This window comes from Pseudomonas sp. VE 267-6A (assembly GCF_024126555.1).
GTDB lineage: Bacteria > Pseudomonadota > Gammaproteobacteria > Pseudomonadales > Pseudomonadaceae > Aquipseudomonas > Aquipseudomonas palmensis.
In genome coordinates this window covers 78,696-92,575 of sequence record NZ_JAMYBY010000006.1, presented here as the reverse complement: position 1 = coordinate 92,575, position 13,880 = coordinate 78,696, and the positions used below count along the sequence as shown (strand labels likewise).

13 protein-coding genes are annotated in these 13,880 nt (G+C 65.4%); 10 read left to right on the top strand and 3 right to left on the bottom strand.

Going from position 1 to position 13,880, the window contains the following annotated elements; genetic code table 11:
* The first annotated feature begins 138 nt into the window (after positions 1–138).
* On the top strand, positions 139–1,020 hold the full coding sequence (locus NJH59_RS08545; RefSeq protein WP_043861212.1) for a bile acid:sodium symporter family protein: 882 nt from the start codon (positions 139–141) through the stop codon (positions 1,018–1,020).
* 90 nt (positions 1,021–1,110) lie between these two features.
* Here the strand turns inward: NJH59_RS08545 and NJH59_RS08540 are convergent, their stop codons facing one another.
* Both NJH59_RS08540 and NJH59_RS08535 read right to left on the bottom strand, forming a co-directional pair.
* Positions 1,111–2,376 carry an NTP/NDP exchange transporter gene (locus tag NJH59_RS08540; RefSeq protein ID WP_054914466.1) on the bottom strand — a complete coding sequence of 422 codons (1,266 nt, stop codon included), beginning with the start codon at positions 2,374–2,376 and terminating at the stop codon, positions 1,111–1,113.
* On the bottom strand, positions 2,376–3,296 hold the full coding sequence (locus NJH59_RS08535; RefSeq protein WP_253086645.1) for an aldo/keto reductase: 921 nt from the start codon (positions 3,294–3,296) through the stop codon (positions 2,376–2,378). Before NJH59_RS08535 ends, NJH59_RS08540 begins: the two co-directional genes overlap by 1 nt.
* A gap of 130 nt (positions 3,297–3,426) precedes the next feature.
* On the opposite strand from NJH59_RS08535, the gene NJH59_RS08530 reads away from it, so the two are divergent.
* From NJH59_RS08530 to NJH59_RS08515, 4 genes are read left to right on the top strand one after another with little or no spacing between them, the layout of a single operon-like run.
* Entirely contained in the window at positions 3,427–4,026 is a 600-nt protein-coding gene (locus NJH59_RS08530; RefSeq protein WP_043860615.1) for a paraquat-inducible protein A, read from the top strand.
* Complete coding sequence (locus NJH59_RS08525) at positions 4,023–4,655, top strand: paraquat-inducible protein A (protein WP_043860614.1); 633 nt, start codon at positions 4,023–4,025, stop codon at positions 4,653–4,655. Before NJH59_RS08530 ends, NJH59_RS08525 begins: the two co-directional genes overlap by 4 nt.
* A complete protein-coding gene (locus NJH59_RS08520; protein WP_043860613.1) occupies positions 4,648–6,303 on the top strand; it encodes an MlaD family protein in 1,656 nt (551 codons plus the stop codon). The genes NJH59_RS08525 and NJH59_RS08520 overlap by 8 nt, the downstream gene beginning before the upstream one ends.
* Positions 6,304–6,320: 17 nt before the next feature.
* The gene (locus NJH59_RS08515; protein ID WP_088515056.1) at positions 6,321–6,881 is read left to right on the top strand and encodes a membrane integrity-associated transporter subunit PqiC; all 561 of its coding nucleotides are present in this window, start codon (positions 6,321–6,323) and stop codon (positions 6,879–6,881) included.
* A gap of 18 nt (positions 6,882–6,899) precedes the next feature.
* Here the strand turns inward: NJH59_RS08515 and NJH59_RS08510 are convergent, their stop codons facing one another.
* A complete protein-coding gene (locus NJH59_RS08510) occupies positions 6,900–8,597 on the bottom strand; it encodes a sulfatase-like hydrolase/transferase (RefSeq protein WP_104572482.1) in 1,698 nt (565 codons plus the stop codon).
* A 408-nt stretch (positions 8,598–9,005) separates the two neighbouring features.
* Here NJH59_RS08510 and NJH59_RS08505 point away from each other — a divergent pair, with 408 nt between their 5' ends.
* From NJH59_RS08505 to NJH59_RS08485, 5 genes are read left to right on the top strand one after another with little or no spacing between them, the layout of a single operon-like run.
* On the top strand, positions 9,006–10,358 hold the full coding sequence (locus tag NJH59_RS08505) for a UDP-glucose/GDP-mannose dehydrogenase family protein (RefSeq protein ID WP_253086644.1): 1,353 nt from the start codon (positions 9,006–9,008) through the stop codon (positions 10,356–10,358).
* Positions 10,355–11,437 (top strand): NAD-dependent epimerase, encoded by a 1,083-nt coding sequence (locus tag NJH59_RS08500; RefSeq protein ID WP_043860609.1) that lies wholly within the window; start codon positions 10,355–10,357, stop codon positions 11,435–11,437. The genes NJH59_RS08505 and NJH59_RS08500 overlap by 4 nt, the downstream gene beginning before the upstream one ends.
* Positions 11,434–12,180, top strand: coding sequence for a sugar transferase (locus tag NJH59_RS08495; protein ID WP_043860608.1), 747 nt, complete (start codon positions 11,434–11,436; stop codon positions 12,178–12,180). The genes NJH59_RS08500 and NJH59_RS08495 overlap by 4 nt, the downstream gene beginning before the upstream one ends.
* Positions 12,181–12,828 carry a CpsD/CapB family tyrosine-protein kinase gene (locus tag NJH59_RS08490; RefSeq protein WP_043860607.1) on the top strand — a complete coding sequence of 216 codons (648 nt, stop codon included), beginning with the start codon at positions 12,181–12,183 and terminating at the stop codon, positions 12,826–12,828. It begins immediately after the preceding gene.
* A gap of 23 nt (positions 12,829–12,851) precedes the next feature.
* Entirely contained in the window at positions 12,852–13,874 is a 1,023-nt protein-coding gene (locus NJH59_RS08485; RefSeq protein WP_043860606.1) for a polysaccharide biosynthesis/export family protein, read from the top strand.
* Positions 13,875–13,880: the final 6 nt, after the last annotated feature.

Genomic DNA, 13,880 nt, shown 5'->3' with positions numbered 1-13,880 from the left:
CCCATAACGGTGCGCGCAACCTCCCCGGTGCACGCTGCGCACCTTTTCGTAAAGACTTGTATCTACGGGGCCTCCCCAGCAGCACATGGCGATCTGGTGGCCTAGAATGCCGACACCTCTTTTCTGCGAGTTGCTGCCATGACCGCTTCGCCATTGCTGACCGCCTTCCTGCCCGTTGCGCTGGGCATCATCATGTTCGGCCTGGGGCTTTCGCTGACCCTGGCCGACTTCGCCCGGGTGGTGAAATACCCCAAGCCGGTGGTCATCGGCCTGGTGTGCCAGATCCTGCTGCTGCCCTTCATCTGCTTTCTGATTGCCAACGGTTTTGGCCTGGCACCGGCCCTGGCGGTCGGCCTGATGCTGCTGGCGGCCTCGCCCGGCGGCACCACCGCCAACCTGTTCAGCCACCTGGCGCACGGTGACGTGGCGCTCAACATCACGCTGACGGCGGTGAACTCGCTGATCGCGATCCTGACCATGCCGCTGCTGGTCAACCTGTCGCTGAGCTACTTCATGAGCGCCGACCAGGCCATCCCGCTGCAGTTCGCCAAGGTGCTGCAGGTGTTTGCCATCGTGCTGGTGCCGGTGGCGCTGGGCATGCTGGTGCGGCGCCTGACCCCGGCCTTCGCGGCGCGCATGGAGAAGCCGATGAAGCTGGTGGCGGCGCTGTTCCTGGCCGGCACGGTGATGCTGGCGCTGATGAAAGACTGGGCCACCGTGGTCGAGTACGCGCCCCTGGTAGGCGCAGCCGCGCTGTTGTTCAACCTGGTGAGTCTGGGGCTGGGCTACTATGTGCCGCGGATGCTGAAGATTCCGAAGCGCCAGGCCATCGCCATCGGCATGGAGATCGGCATCCACAACGGTACGCTGGCGATTGCACTGGCGCTGAGCCCGACCCTGCTCAACAACTCGACCATGGCCATTCCGGCGGCGCTGTACAGCCTGATCATGTTCTTTACCGCCGCCGGGTTTGGCTGGTGGGTGAGCCGCAACCCGGAACCGGTGGCAGTGCTCGACTGACTGCACGGCAAGGCCGGCTGCTACGGGGTTCTGTGAACGGCGCAACCCCCTGTAGGCGCCGGCCTTGCCGGCGAAGCAAGCCAACACCGTTCAATTGCGTTGCTCCAATCGCCGCTGCCGTCTGCCCAGCCAGCCCCCGGTAGCCGCCCACCCCAGCGCAATCCCCGCCCCGATCAGCATCGCCAGTTGCGGGTGCTCACCCAGCACATCCAGCCCGCGCTTGACCCAGCCACTGAGCGCATCGCCACCGCGATAGACCACCGTGTCGATGAAGTTCTTGGCGCGGTACTTCTGCTCGGCCGGCAGCACGGTGTACAGCATCTCGCGCCCCGGCCGCACCAGCGCATACTCCCCCGCACGGCGCACCACCATCACCACCACGAACACCGCAAACACCGGGGCCAGGGCCAGCCACAGGAAGCCGGCCACCATCACCAGCGGCACCGCCACCAGCAACACGCCCACCCCCATGCGCCGCGCGATGCGCCCTGTGAAAAACAACTGGGTGAGGATCGCCAGCGCCTGCACCACGGTGTCGATCAGGCCGAACACCTGGGTCTGGCGGGTGCGATCGGTAAAGGTCTGTGCCACCAGCCGCGCCTGCTCGAAGTACAGGAAGGTACTGATGCTGGCCAGCAGCACCACGAACAGCGCCAGCATCAAGAGGTAGGGCGAGCGCAGCACCTCGCCGGCCCCGGCGAACGGGTTGCCGCCCAGCGGCCGGGAGCGCGGGTGTTCGGCCTCCGCCGGCAAGGGCGCACGGTCGCGCCAGCGCTGCAGGTAGGTTGCCGCGCCGATGCTGCCCAGCAGAAACAGCGTGGCCAGCAACACCAGCCCGGCATGCCCGACCACGCCCACCAGCAGGGTACCCAGTATCGGCCCCACCAGCCCGCCCAGGCTCGCACCGGCTGCGAGCAACCCGAACAGGCGCTTGGCCTGCTCGTTGCTGAACAGGTCGGCCAGTACGCTCCAGGCCAGCGAGATGCTCAGCAGGTTGAACACCGACAGCCAGATGTAGAACGCCCGGGCCACCCACAGGTTGTCGGGCTGCACCGCGAACACCAGGGCGAAGGCCAGCAGGTTGCTTGCCAGAAAGCCGTAGGTCCAGGGCAGGATCCTGCGCCGACGGGCCCGCGCCACCACCCAGCCGAACAGCGGCAATGCCAGCAAGGTGACGATGAAAGTGCCGGTGAACAGCCATTGCAGGTTGTCGACGCCGCCGGCCACCCCCATGGTCTCGCGTACCGGTCGCAGCATGAAATAGCCGGCGAACAAAAGGAAGAACAGCGCAAGGCCGCCCACCACCGCCGGGGTTTCGTCGTCGTGAAAGGTGAACAGCCGGCCCAGCAGGCGCATCAGCCGAACATCTTGATCAGCGCCTGCTGCCGGGCCGTGTCGAGCAACGCGCCACTGCCGGCCTTGAGCTGGTCGCGTTGACGGTCCGGGCGGCTGGTGGCCGGGATCACGGTCGTCACTGCCGGGTGACTGAGGGCAAATTTGAGAAACAGCTGCGCCCAGCTGCCGATGCCGGCTTCGCTGGCCCAGCCCGGCAACGGCTGGCCCTTGACCCTGGCAAACAGCCTGCCATCGTCGAAGGCGCGGTTGATCAGTACCGCCACGCCCTTGTCCTGCGCCAGCGGCAGCACCGTGCGCGCGGCGCCAGGCGCATTCACCGAATAGTGGATCTGGATGAAGTCCAGCGGCTCGCGGCGCAGGATGCGCTCCAGTTCGTCCAGCCCGCCATCGGTGTAATGGGTAACGCCCACGTAACGGGTCTTGCCCTGGGCCTTGAGTTCACGGGCGTAGGGCAGTTGGCGCTGCCAGTCGCGCAGGTTGTGCACCTGCAGCAGATCGACCTTGTCGGTGCGCAGGCTGCGCAGCGTCTGGGCCCATTGCGGCTGCGCCGCAGCCTGGCTGTCGGCGGCGATCTTGGTGGCCAGGAAGGTGCGCTCGCGCCAACCGCCCTCCTCCAGCAACTGGCCCAGTATCGCGTCGGCGCCGCCATAGTTGGGCGAGGTATCGATGACCCGGCCGCCACCGTCGAAGAACACCTGCAGCACCGCTTTGAGCTGCTGGTACTCGGGGGAACCCGCCGTCACCTCGAAACTGCCCGAGGTGCCGGCGCCGATCACCGGCAAGGCCTCGCCGGTGGACGGCACCTTGCGCTCGAGCAGCGCCGTGTGGGGCTGCGCCAGGGCGTGCGGGCGGCTCAGCAGCAGCCCCAGGCCAGCGGCCAGGGCAGCACTGGTGGCGAGAAAACGGCGACGCGTAGGCATGCGCAGGCCTCCTGCAAAGCGGCGTTGGAAGGGGTCAAAGGGTCAAGCATAGACCATGGCCCAACGGCGCCGATTTGCTCAATTGCCATGCGCTTCTATATTGAGCTAGTCCCTGTTGCGAGTGCCAAGCGTGGCCAGCACCGATCGGTTGATCATCTGCGAACACTGCGACTGCGTGTATGAACGGGTCGAGCTCGCCAAACACCAGAAAGCGCTATGCCTGCGTTGCGGCGCCGTGCTGCAGCGCCATAACGGCCTGGATGTACAGCAGCGCCTGGCGCTGAGCCTCACTGCAGCGATCCTGTGGATGTTCGCCAACTTCTACCCGGTGATGAGCATCAGCCTGCAAGGCCTGCACAACAGCGCCACGTTATGGGACTCGGTGCGCGCCCTGGCCACCGGGCCGATCACCTTCATCGCCCTGGTGGCCGCCATCGCGATCATCATCGCGCCGATGTTCCAGCTGTTGCTGCTGCTGTGGGTGCTGGTGCATGCCCTGGGCCGACGCCGCTCGCCGGCCTTCAGCCTGTGCATGCGCTGGCTGGAAACCCTGCGCCCGTGGAGCATGCTGGAGGTGTGCCTGCTGGGGTCGATGGTGGCGGTGTTCAAGCTGGCCGGGCTGCTCGATGTGCTGCCAGGCCTGGGGTTGATCGCCCTGGCCGCCCTGAGCCTGCTGATGATCCGCCTGGCCGGGCGCGATATCCGCGACCTGTGGGTGTACCTGTCTTGAACGCGCCGCCGCTGGCCAGCGAGCTGGGCCTGGTGCTGTGCCATGCCTGCGGGCTGGCCTGCGACAACCGCGACCACCCCACCCAGTGCCCTCGCTGCGCAGCGCCGCTGCATGAGCGCAAGCCCGAGTCGCTGACCCGAACCTGGGCGTACCTGATCGCCGCCCTGGTGTTCTACATTCCGGCCAACCTGCTGCCGGTGATGAACACCAAGCTGTTCGGTGCCGGCGACGACAGCACCATCATGAGCGGCGTGCTCGAGTTCTGGGCCCATGGCTCATGGGACATCGCACTGATCATCTTCATCGCCAGCATCGCGGTGCCGGCCACCAAGTTCGTCGCCCTGGGCCTGCTGCTGGTGACGGTGCAGCGCGGCAGTACCTGGGCCCAGCGCCAGCGTTCGAAGCTGTTCCGCTTCGTCGAGCTGATCGGCTACTGGTCGATGCTCGATGTGATCGTGGTGGCGCTGGTTGCCGCACTGGTCAAGTTCCAGGCCCTGGGCGACATCGAGCCGCGCCTGGGCATTCTGTTTTTCGGCATGGTGGTGGTGTTCACCATGCTCGCGGCCATGAGCTTCGACCCCCGCCTGATCTGGCAACCGCCCAACGGCAAGGAACCCGCGCATGAGTGAAGACAGCAACCACAGCGCGGCACAACCGGCTCGCCCGGCGGTGCAGACCCGGCGCTTCAGCGTGTCGCTGGTGTGGATCGTGCCGATCGTGGCAGTGCTGGTGGGCATCTCGCTGGTGGTGCACAACTGGCTGCAGGAAGGCCCCAGTATCCAGGTCACCTTCAAGACCGGCCAGGGGCTGGAGGCCAACAAGACAGCAGTGAAGTACCGCAACGTGGTGATCGGCCAGGTCAGCGAAGTGGAGCTCAGCCAGGACCAGAAGAGCGTCACCGCCACCATCAAGCTGGTCAAGCAGGCCGAGAACTTCACCCGCCAGGACTCGCTGTTCTGGGTGGTGCGCCCGCGCATCGGTGCGGGCGGCGTAACGGGTATCGACACGCTGTTCTCCGGTGACTTCATCGGCGCCGATGCCGGGCAGTCGGACACCCGCGCCAAGACCTTCACCGGCCTGGAGACACCACCGCCAATCACCTACGGCGAACCCGGCAAGCGCTTCAACCTGCATGCCTCCGACCTCGGCTCGCTGGGCGTCGGCTCGCCGGTGTACTACCGCAAGATCCAGGTCGGCCAGGTGGTGTCGTACGCGCTGGACGCCAACGGCAAAGGGGTCAATGTCGAAGTGTTCGTGCACGCCCCCAACGATGCCTTCGTCACCGACAACACGCGGTTCTGGAACGCCAGCGGCGTGGATGTCGAGGTGGGTGCCAACGGCTTTGCCCTGCGCACCGAGTCGCTGTCGTCGCTGATGGTCGGTGGCGTGGCCTTCAGGGCCCCGGACTACAGCCCCGACGACCAGCCGGCGGCCGAAGACAAGACCTTCGAGCTGTTCGATGACCGCCCCTCCGCCCTCGCCCCGCCAGCGGGCAAGGCGCAATACCTGGCGCTGCGCTTCGACCAGTCGCTGCGCGGGCTCAAGGTGGGCGCACCGGTGGAGTTCCTGGGCATGGAGTTCGGCCGGGTAGTCGCCATCAACCTCGACTTCGACGCCAAGACCCGCACTTTTCCGGTGAATGTGGGCATCGTGATCTACCCGCAACGCCTGGGCCAGGCGCATACCAAGATGCTCAAGGTGCTCAATCACAACCCTGACGATGAACAGGCCGGCGTCCGCCTGATGGGCACCTTCATCGACAACGGCCTGCGCGCCCAGGCCCGCAGCGGCAACCTGCTGACCGGGCAGTTGTACATCGCCCTGGATTTCTACCCCAAGGCGCCCAAGGTGACCTTCGACCCGAGCGCGCGCCCCATCACCATCCCGACCATCCCCAGCAGCCTGGAGCAACTGCAGGAGCAGTTCCAGGCCATGGTCGAGAAGATCAACAAGCTGCCCATCGAACGCATCGCCGGCAACCTGGACGCCAACCTGGTGGAGCTGCGCAAGGCGCTCAAGCAGTTCAACGGCAAGACCCTGCCCGGCATCGAGGGCACGCTGCAGGACATGAGCACCACGCTCAAGAGTGCCAATGCGACCCTGGCCGACGACTCACCACAGCGCGAGCAGCTGTCGCAGACCCTGGACGACCTGGGCCGCATGACGCGCTCGATGCGCGAGCTGGCCGACTACCTCAAGCGCAACCCCGAGTCGCTGCTGCGCGGGCGGCCCGACAATGCCCCTGCTGATGCCTTGCAACCTTCCTCGCGCCAATGAGCACTGGAGCCCGCCCCATGACCTATCTGCTCAAACCTTCGCTGCTTGGCATCGCGCTGTTGCTGGCGGCCTGTCGCAGCGAGCCGGTGCACTACCACACCCTGGTGCCTGCGCAGCTGCAGGCCGGGGCGACCCGTGCGGTAGACGTACGCATAGAGTCCATCAGCGTGCCGCCCCAGGTCGACCGCGAGCAGATCGTCGTGCGTCACGGCGACAGCGGCCTGGCGGTGCTCGACAGTGAATGGTGGGGCGCCAGCCTGGTGGATGAACTGCGCAGCGCCTTGAGTGGCCAGCTCAACAGCAATGCACCGCGCACCCTGGGCCTGCGCCTGGAGGTGCAGCGCTTCGACTCGGTACCCGGGCAATACGCCCTGCTGGAGGCGCGCTGGCGCCTGCGTACGCTGGGCGGCGATGCCAACCGCCCCGCCCTGCGCTGCCACAGCCTGGTACGCAGTGCGGCGGGCACCGGGATTGCCGAGCTGGTAGCAGCCCAGCAACGCAACGTGGCGCGCCTTGCAGGGCTCATAGCCCAGGCGGCCGATGACACCCGGGCCGGGTGCCCGGCCTCCGGTTCCTGAGGCATCGGGCCGGTCAGCTTACTGGGCCGAGCCCACCGGCATGCCCTGCGGCCCCGGTGTGACCACCACGTCCAGGTCGATATGCTTGAACTCGGGCTTGGCACCAAGGCGTGCATTGAAGCGGTAGTTGAAACTGAACGGATCGTTGGTCGGCACGTTGAGCGCGTGTCCGTAGATCGGCTCGACCGCCGCGGCGTCATACCCCAGCAACTGCAGCAGCGTGGGGAAGATGTTGTAGTGGCTTGAGCGGTCCTTGTTGGTCGCCAGTTGCGCCTGCCAGTCCAGGGTCTTCAGGCCCTGGCCCTGGATCACCACCAGCGGCACCAGGCCCTCTTCCTCAACCGGGTTCTCGCCACAGTGGGTGTTGAGCCCCGGGTTGCCGCGTTCATGCAGGTCCTGGCCATGGTCGGAGGTGTAGATGATCACCGCCTGGCTCAGGTCGGCCTGGGCAAACAGGCGCTTGAAGAATTCGCCCACGCTCCACAGCACGCTGTTCTTGTACGAGTTGCGATACAGCACCCAGTCCTGCGGGGTACCACTGAACCCATCGCGCTGACCGGTATCGGCGATGTCGGCATAGTGGCCCCGCGGCAACGCCGGCGTGTAGGTCATGAACGCATCCGGGTACTTGTCGTGCACCGGAAAATGCACCCCCACCTTGTTGATCACGATCAGTTGCGGCTTGCCATCGCCCAGCAGCTCCACGAGCTTTTGCAGTGCGGCCATGTCGCGGTCGCGCACCGGGGTGGTGTCGAACTGGATGAACTGGTCGATGTCGCGCTTTTCGGTGGCATCCATCAGGTTCTGCAGGTTGCCGCCGGTGCGCTGGCTGTCGATGTAGACGGTGCCAAGCCCGGCCTGTTTGGCGTACTGCCAGATCGACGGCAGGGTCGAGTTGATGCGCAGGTAATCGCTGCGGGTGCCGCCGTAGCGCAGCGTGACGTTGGTGTCGGCGCTGCAATTGGCGATGGAGGCGGCATAGCCGTAGTTGAAGATGCTGGCACCCGGCTGGGGGTGGGTGAGGTTGCTGGTGACCCCGTTGGGGGTATTGAGGTCCAGGTAGTTGCCCGAAACGCTCTCGTCGATGATCAGCACGATATCGCGCGCCAATGGCGGGCCGCTGCGCGCCAGCGTCACTGGCTGGCGCGGGCCCACGCTGTCGTGCAGCGATTCGTAGAGGAACAGGTTCAGGTAGGCCAGCGGCGTGTACATCACCGGCAGGCCGCGTGCGCCCTCGCCGGCACGCACGAACAGGATGCCGGTCAACAGCGCCAGGCCCAGCAGCGGTGCGGCCCACGCCAGGGTGCCGGGCAGCCGCTGCACCGGGTCCGGGCGCAGGCCCAGCCCCAGCAGCAACAGCAGCCCCTTGGCCGCGACCCCCAGGATCACGCTGTGGTACTGCTCAAGCGCCTCGCCGATGAACCCACCCGAATACACCATCGAAACGAAGGCGCTGTAGGTGAGGTACTCGGCGGTAATGCGCGTATAGGCGTCGAAAAACACCGCGCTGGCACAGAACCCCACTGCAAACAGCCAGCGCACCAGGCCCTGGCGTATGTTCGCGCACAGCCACAGGGCAGCCACCAGCAGCACGAATACACCGGCATACAACACCAGTGCCACCCCCAGCCCGATCGCCTCGAGACGCTCGAGGTAGTACGCATGGAAACTCAGAAGGTAGACCAGCAGCAACAGTCCCTTGATGTAAACGCGCATGACTTCCCCGCCAGAAATGTTTCCCCCCAGCCCACTGAGGTTTCCCACACGGTAGCAGGATGCCGACAAAGCGCAAACCACAGTTTGTCAAAAAAATGACGAAATGCAGGGCGCCGATTATGACGCTTTTCAAGCGGGAATCTGATGCATTCGCGAAACAACCCACATTCCACGAGCCACGTTTTACGCGGGCTACGACCGTTCATCGCATTGACAACCGGCCAAGTGCCAGCCCATTTCGACGCTAAGGTACGGATTGGAAAAGGGTTGATGGCAAAACAGTGGAACTCCTACCACCTGTAACTCTACAGATACATGCCATAGGTTTGACACAAACCGGCTCAGCTGGTCTATACCGAATTCACACCCGCTGTTTCACTTTCATTACTCCATACGAGGCACGCCAGCATGGATGTGAGCGTATTTGGCACCGGTTATGTCGGACTTGTGCAAGCTGCCGCTTTGGCTGACGTAGGTCACCGGGTACTTTGTGTCGATGTAGACGCCCATAAAATCAGTCAGTTGCGACAAAGTGTTCCACCTATTCATGAGCCTGGCCTGTCGGGCATGCTCGAGGAAAACATCAAGGAAGGTCGGCTGTCGTTCAGTACCCAGGCCAGCGATGCCGTCGCCCACGCCGAGCTGATCTTCATTGCGGTCGGCACCCCACCGGACGAAGACGGCTCGGCCGACCTTTCCCACGTGCTGGGCGTCACCCGGCAGATCGCCGGCCTGATGGCGGCGCACCGCACCCTGATCATCAAGTCCACCGTGCCGGTGGGCACCGCCGACAAGGTGGCCGCGCTCGCCCGCGAGGAGCTCGACCGGCTGGGCAAGCATCAACTGCAGGTGCGGGTGGTCTCCAACCCCGAGTTTCTCAAGGAAGGCAGCGCCCTGGCCGACTGCATGCGCCCGGATCGGATCATCGTCGGTACCGCCGATGACCAGGCCCAGCAGCAGTTGTCCGAGCTGTACGCGCCGTTCTGCCGCAATCATGAAAAGCTGATGTTCATGGACAACCGCAGCGCCGAGCTGACCAAGTACGCAGCCAACGCCATGCTCGCCACGCGCATCAGCTTCATGAACGAACTGGCCAACCTCAGCGAGTTCCTCGGTGCCGACATCGAATCGGTGCGCAAGGGCATCGGCTCGGACCCACGCATCGGCTACCACTTCATCTACCCGGGCTGTGGCTTTGGCGGGTCGTGCTTCCCCAAGGACCTGCGTGCGCTGCTGCATACCGCCGAACACAGCGGCATGCCGCTGCGCCTGCTGCAGAGCGTGAGCGAAATCAACGACAGCCAGCGCCAGATCCTGTTCAGCAAGCTCAAGCGCAGCTTCCCCGGCAGCCTGAAGGGCAAATCCATCGCCCTGTGGGGCCTGGCCTTCAAACCCAATACCGACGACATGCGCGAAGCCCCCAGCCGCTACCTGATGGAGGCGCTGTGGGCCGAGGGCGCCACGGTGCGCGCCTTCGACCCCGAAGCCATGGCCGAATGCCGGCGCCTGTATGGCTACCGCGACGACCTGCAACTGTGCGCCACCCGTGACGACACCCTGGAGGATGCCGATGCGTTGGTGATCTGCACCGAGTGGAAGACCTTCCGCGTGGTGGATTTCAACCTGCTGGCGCAAAAGCTGCGCCAACGCCTGATCATCGACGGACGCAACCTCTACAGCCCCGAACAGGTGGCAACCTTCGGCCTGACCTACAGCGGCATCGGCCTGCGCCAGGTACAACCGCAGGTATCGGCGCCATGAGAATACTGGTCACCGGTGCGGCCGGCTTCGTCGGCGCACACTGCACACTGCGCCTGTTGCGCGACGGCCATCAGGTCGTGGGCCTGGACAATTTCAACGACTACTACGACCCCGCGCTCAAGCAAGACCGCGTGCGCTGGGTCCAGGCCCAGGCCGGCGATTTCGACCTGCGCCGCCTGGACCTGGCCGACGGCCCAGGCATCGAGGCGCTGTTCGCCGAGTTCGCACCCGAGGTGGTGATCCACCTGGCCGCCCAGGCCGGGGTGCGCTATTCGCTGGACAACCCGCGCGCCTACGTGGACAGCAACCTGGTGGGTTTCCTCAACATGCTCGAGGCCTGCCGCCGCCATCCGGTGCAGCACCTGCTGTATGCCTCCTCAAGCTCGGTGTACGGCAGCAACCAGCGCACACCCTATGCTGTGCAGGACGCAGTGGACCATCCGCTGTCGCTGTACGCCGCGAGCAAGAAGGCCAACGAACTGATGGCCCACAGCTACAGCCACCTGTTCGCCATCCCCACCACCGGGCTGCGCTTTTTCACCGTGTACGGCCCCTGGGGGCGCCCGGACATGTCGCCCATCCAGTTCGCCCAGGCCATCAGCCAGGGCCACCCTCTCAAGCTGTTCAACTACGGCCAGCACCAGCGCGACTTCACCTACATCGACGACATCGTCGAAAGCCTGGTGCGCCTGATCCCGCTGGCCCCGGTCAGCGACCCGGCCTGGGACCGCCTGGCCAGCGACCCGGCCAGCAGCCACGCGCCCTGGCGCATCTACAACATCGGTGGGCAACGGCCGGTGGCCCTGACCGACTACGTGGCGCTGCTGGAAAAACACCTGCAGCGCACCGCCCAGGTCGAGTTGCTGCCCCTGCAGCCCGGTGACGTGCTGGATACCTGCGCCGATGCCAGTGCCCTGGCCCAGGCCACCGGCTTCACCCCGTGCATCTCGCTGGACGAAGGGCTGCGCCGCTTCGTCGCCTGGTTCGTCGATTATTACGCGCACACGCCCGACGACGCTGTGCGGTCCATCGGGCAAACGCCGGTTGCCGCGCCCGAGCATCAACGGAGGGTGGTATGACAGGCCAACAGAAAAGTGCTGAAACCCAGGCCCTGCGCCAGGACAAACGCATGGACCCCAATCACCGCATGCGCATCGATGCGGCGATTCACATGCAGGGCCGTGGCTGGATGACCGGGCGCGCCGGCGGGCGGCCGTGGACGCTGTCGCGCACCAACCGCGTGCTGTCGTTCATCGGCGCGCTGATGATCGTGTTGTTGATTTCACCGCTGCTGCTGGTGCTGGCCGTGCTGGTCAAGCTGAGCAGCCCCGGCCCGGTGTTCTTCGTGCAGCAGCGCACCGGCTACCGCGGGCGCAGCTTCGGCATGTACAAGTTCCGCACCATGGTCGCCAACGCCGAGGACCTCAAGGAGTCGGTGCGCCACCTGAACAAGCACGGCGCCGACGCCATCGACTTCAAGATCGACAAGGACCCGCGCGTAACCCGCATCGGCAGCTTCCTGCGGCGCAGCAGCCTGGACGAGCTGCCCAACCTGTTCAACGTGATCCGCGGCGAAATGCGCCTGGTGGGCCCTCGCCCGACCTCCTTCAACGCCTATCGCTACAAGGACAGCCACCTGGCGCGCCTGAGCATCTACCCCGGCATGACCGGCCTGTGGCAGATCTCGGGGCGCAGCAACATCGACTTCGACCAGCGTGTCGAGCTTGACCTGAGTTACATCGCCGAACAGAGCTTGAGCCTGGACCTGAAGATCCTGCTCAAGACCCCCTTCAAAGTCTTCAGCGGCCACGGAGCAAGTTGAATGGACGGTTCTACTTCGAGAAGTCTGACCATCGCCACCCCCAGCGAAACCAACCTGACGTCCACCGTGCTGGACCAGGAGCAGCGCGTGCTGCTGCTGACCGCGGCCAATACCGGCAGCGGTACCAGCACCAGTGCGCTGGCCTTCGCCAAGCAGCTGACGCTGATGAGCGGCGGACCGGTACTGCTGGTGGACAGCAGCCCTACCAGCAACAGCCTGACCCAGCAGATGGGCCTGCAGAAGCTGCCCGGCTTTCGCGACCTGCTGTTCGAGCAGGACACCCCGCCCGTGCTGCAGGACTGCCTGGTGCGGGTGTCAGACCAGCCTTTCGACATGTTGCCGTGCGGCCAGTACCGGCGTGGCAACGAACGCCTCAACCCGGACCGCCTGCGTGCCCTGCTGAGCCAGCTCAGCGCGCACTACCGCTTCGTGGTCATCGACGGCGAGGCGGTGTACTCCAGCGTCGACAGCCTGGTGATCGGCACCCTGGTCGATGGCGTGATCCTGGTGGTCACCGCCGAGGACACCCGCTGGGAGGTCGCCCAGGCCGCCGCCCAGCGCCTGACCCAGGCCGGCGCCAAGCTGATCGGCAGCGTGTTCAACCGACGCCGCTACTACATGCCCAAATGGCTTTACAACAATCTCTGAGCAGCCAGGCTAAGGATGACGCTATGAATGTGAAACTGTTCGCCCTGCTGGCGCTGCTGCCTCTGGCAGCCTGCACCAGCCAGGAGCCACGCCAGATGCCGGTGCAGATCATGACTGCCAACGCGGCCAACGCCCAGGACACCGAGCTGCCACGCGGCGAGCAGGCGCTGCGCCCGGGGGACGTGCTCGATGTGATCTTCCATATCAGCACCAGCGGCTCGCAGGCCTATCGCATCCAGCCCGGTGACACCGTCGGCCTGGGCTTCCTTGCGGCCAGCTCGCTCAACGGCAACCAGCTGGTGCTGCCCGATGGCACCATCGAACTGCCACGGGCCAACACCTCGGTGAACGTCGCCGGGATGACCCCGGACGAAGCGCGCCAGGCCATCCAGCAGGCCTACCGCAACAAGCGCCTGTTCCAGCCCAACCGCGACCAGATGACCGTGCAGGTGATCAGCCCGCTGACCAACGAACAGAACCTCAAGAGCGCACTCAACCACCCCGCCACCGGCATGAGCCGCGAGATCACCGTGGGCACCGATGGCCAGGCCAGCTTTCCGGAGGTGGGCGCCGTGCCGCTGCAGGGCATGACCGTCACCCAGCTGCAGACCTTCCTCAACAAGCGCTACGCCGACCTGCCCGGGCGCATGACGGTGGACGTGATGCTCAAGTCCACTGCGGTCAACGAGATCTATGTGCTCGGTGAGGTGGCCCAGCCCGGCGCCTATCCGATCCGGCGCCCGGTATCGGTGCTCGAAGCCCTGACCCTGGCCCGCGGGCCCAGCCTCAAGGCCCGGCTCGACTCGGTGGTGATCATGCGGCGCAACGGCAACCAGGTGCAGGCCGTGCCCTACAACGTCGACAAGGCCCTGGACGCCAGCGCCGCGCAGGTGGCCTACCTGCAGCCCGACGACATGCTCTACGTGCCCAAGACCAAGCTGGCCAGCGCCGGCGAACTGGCCCGGCAACTGGCCGACGTGGTGCTGTTCCAGGGGGTGGGCTTCAGCTTCTCCTACCGCGTCGACAACAAAGACAGCGATAACTAAACCCAG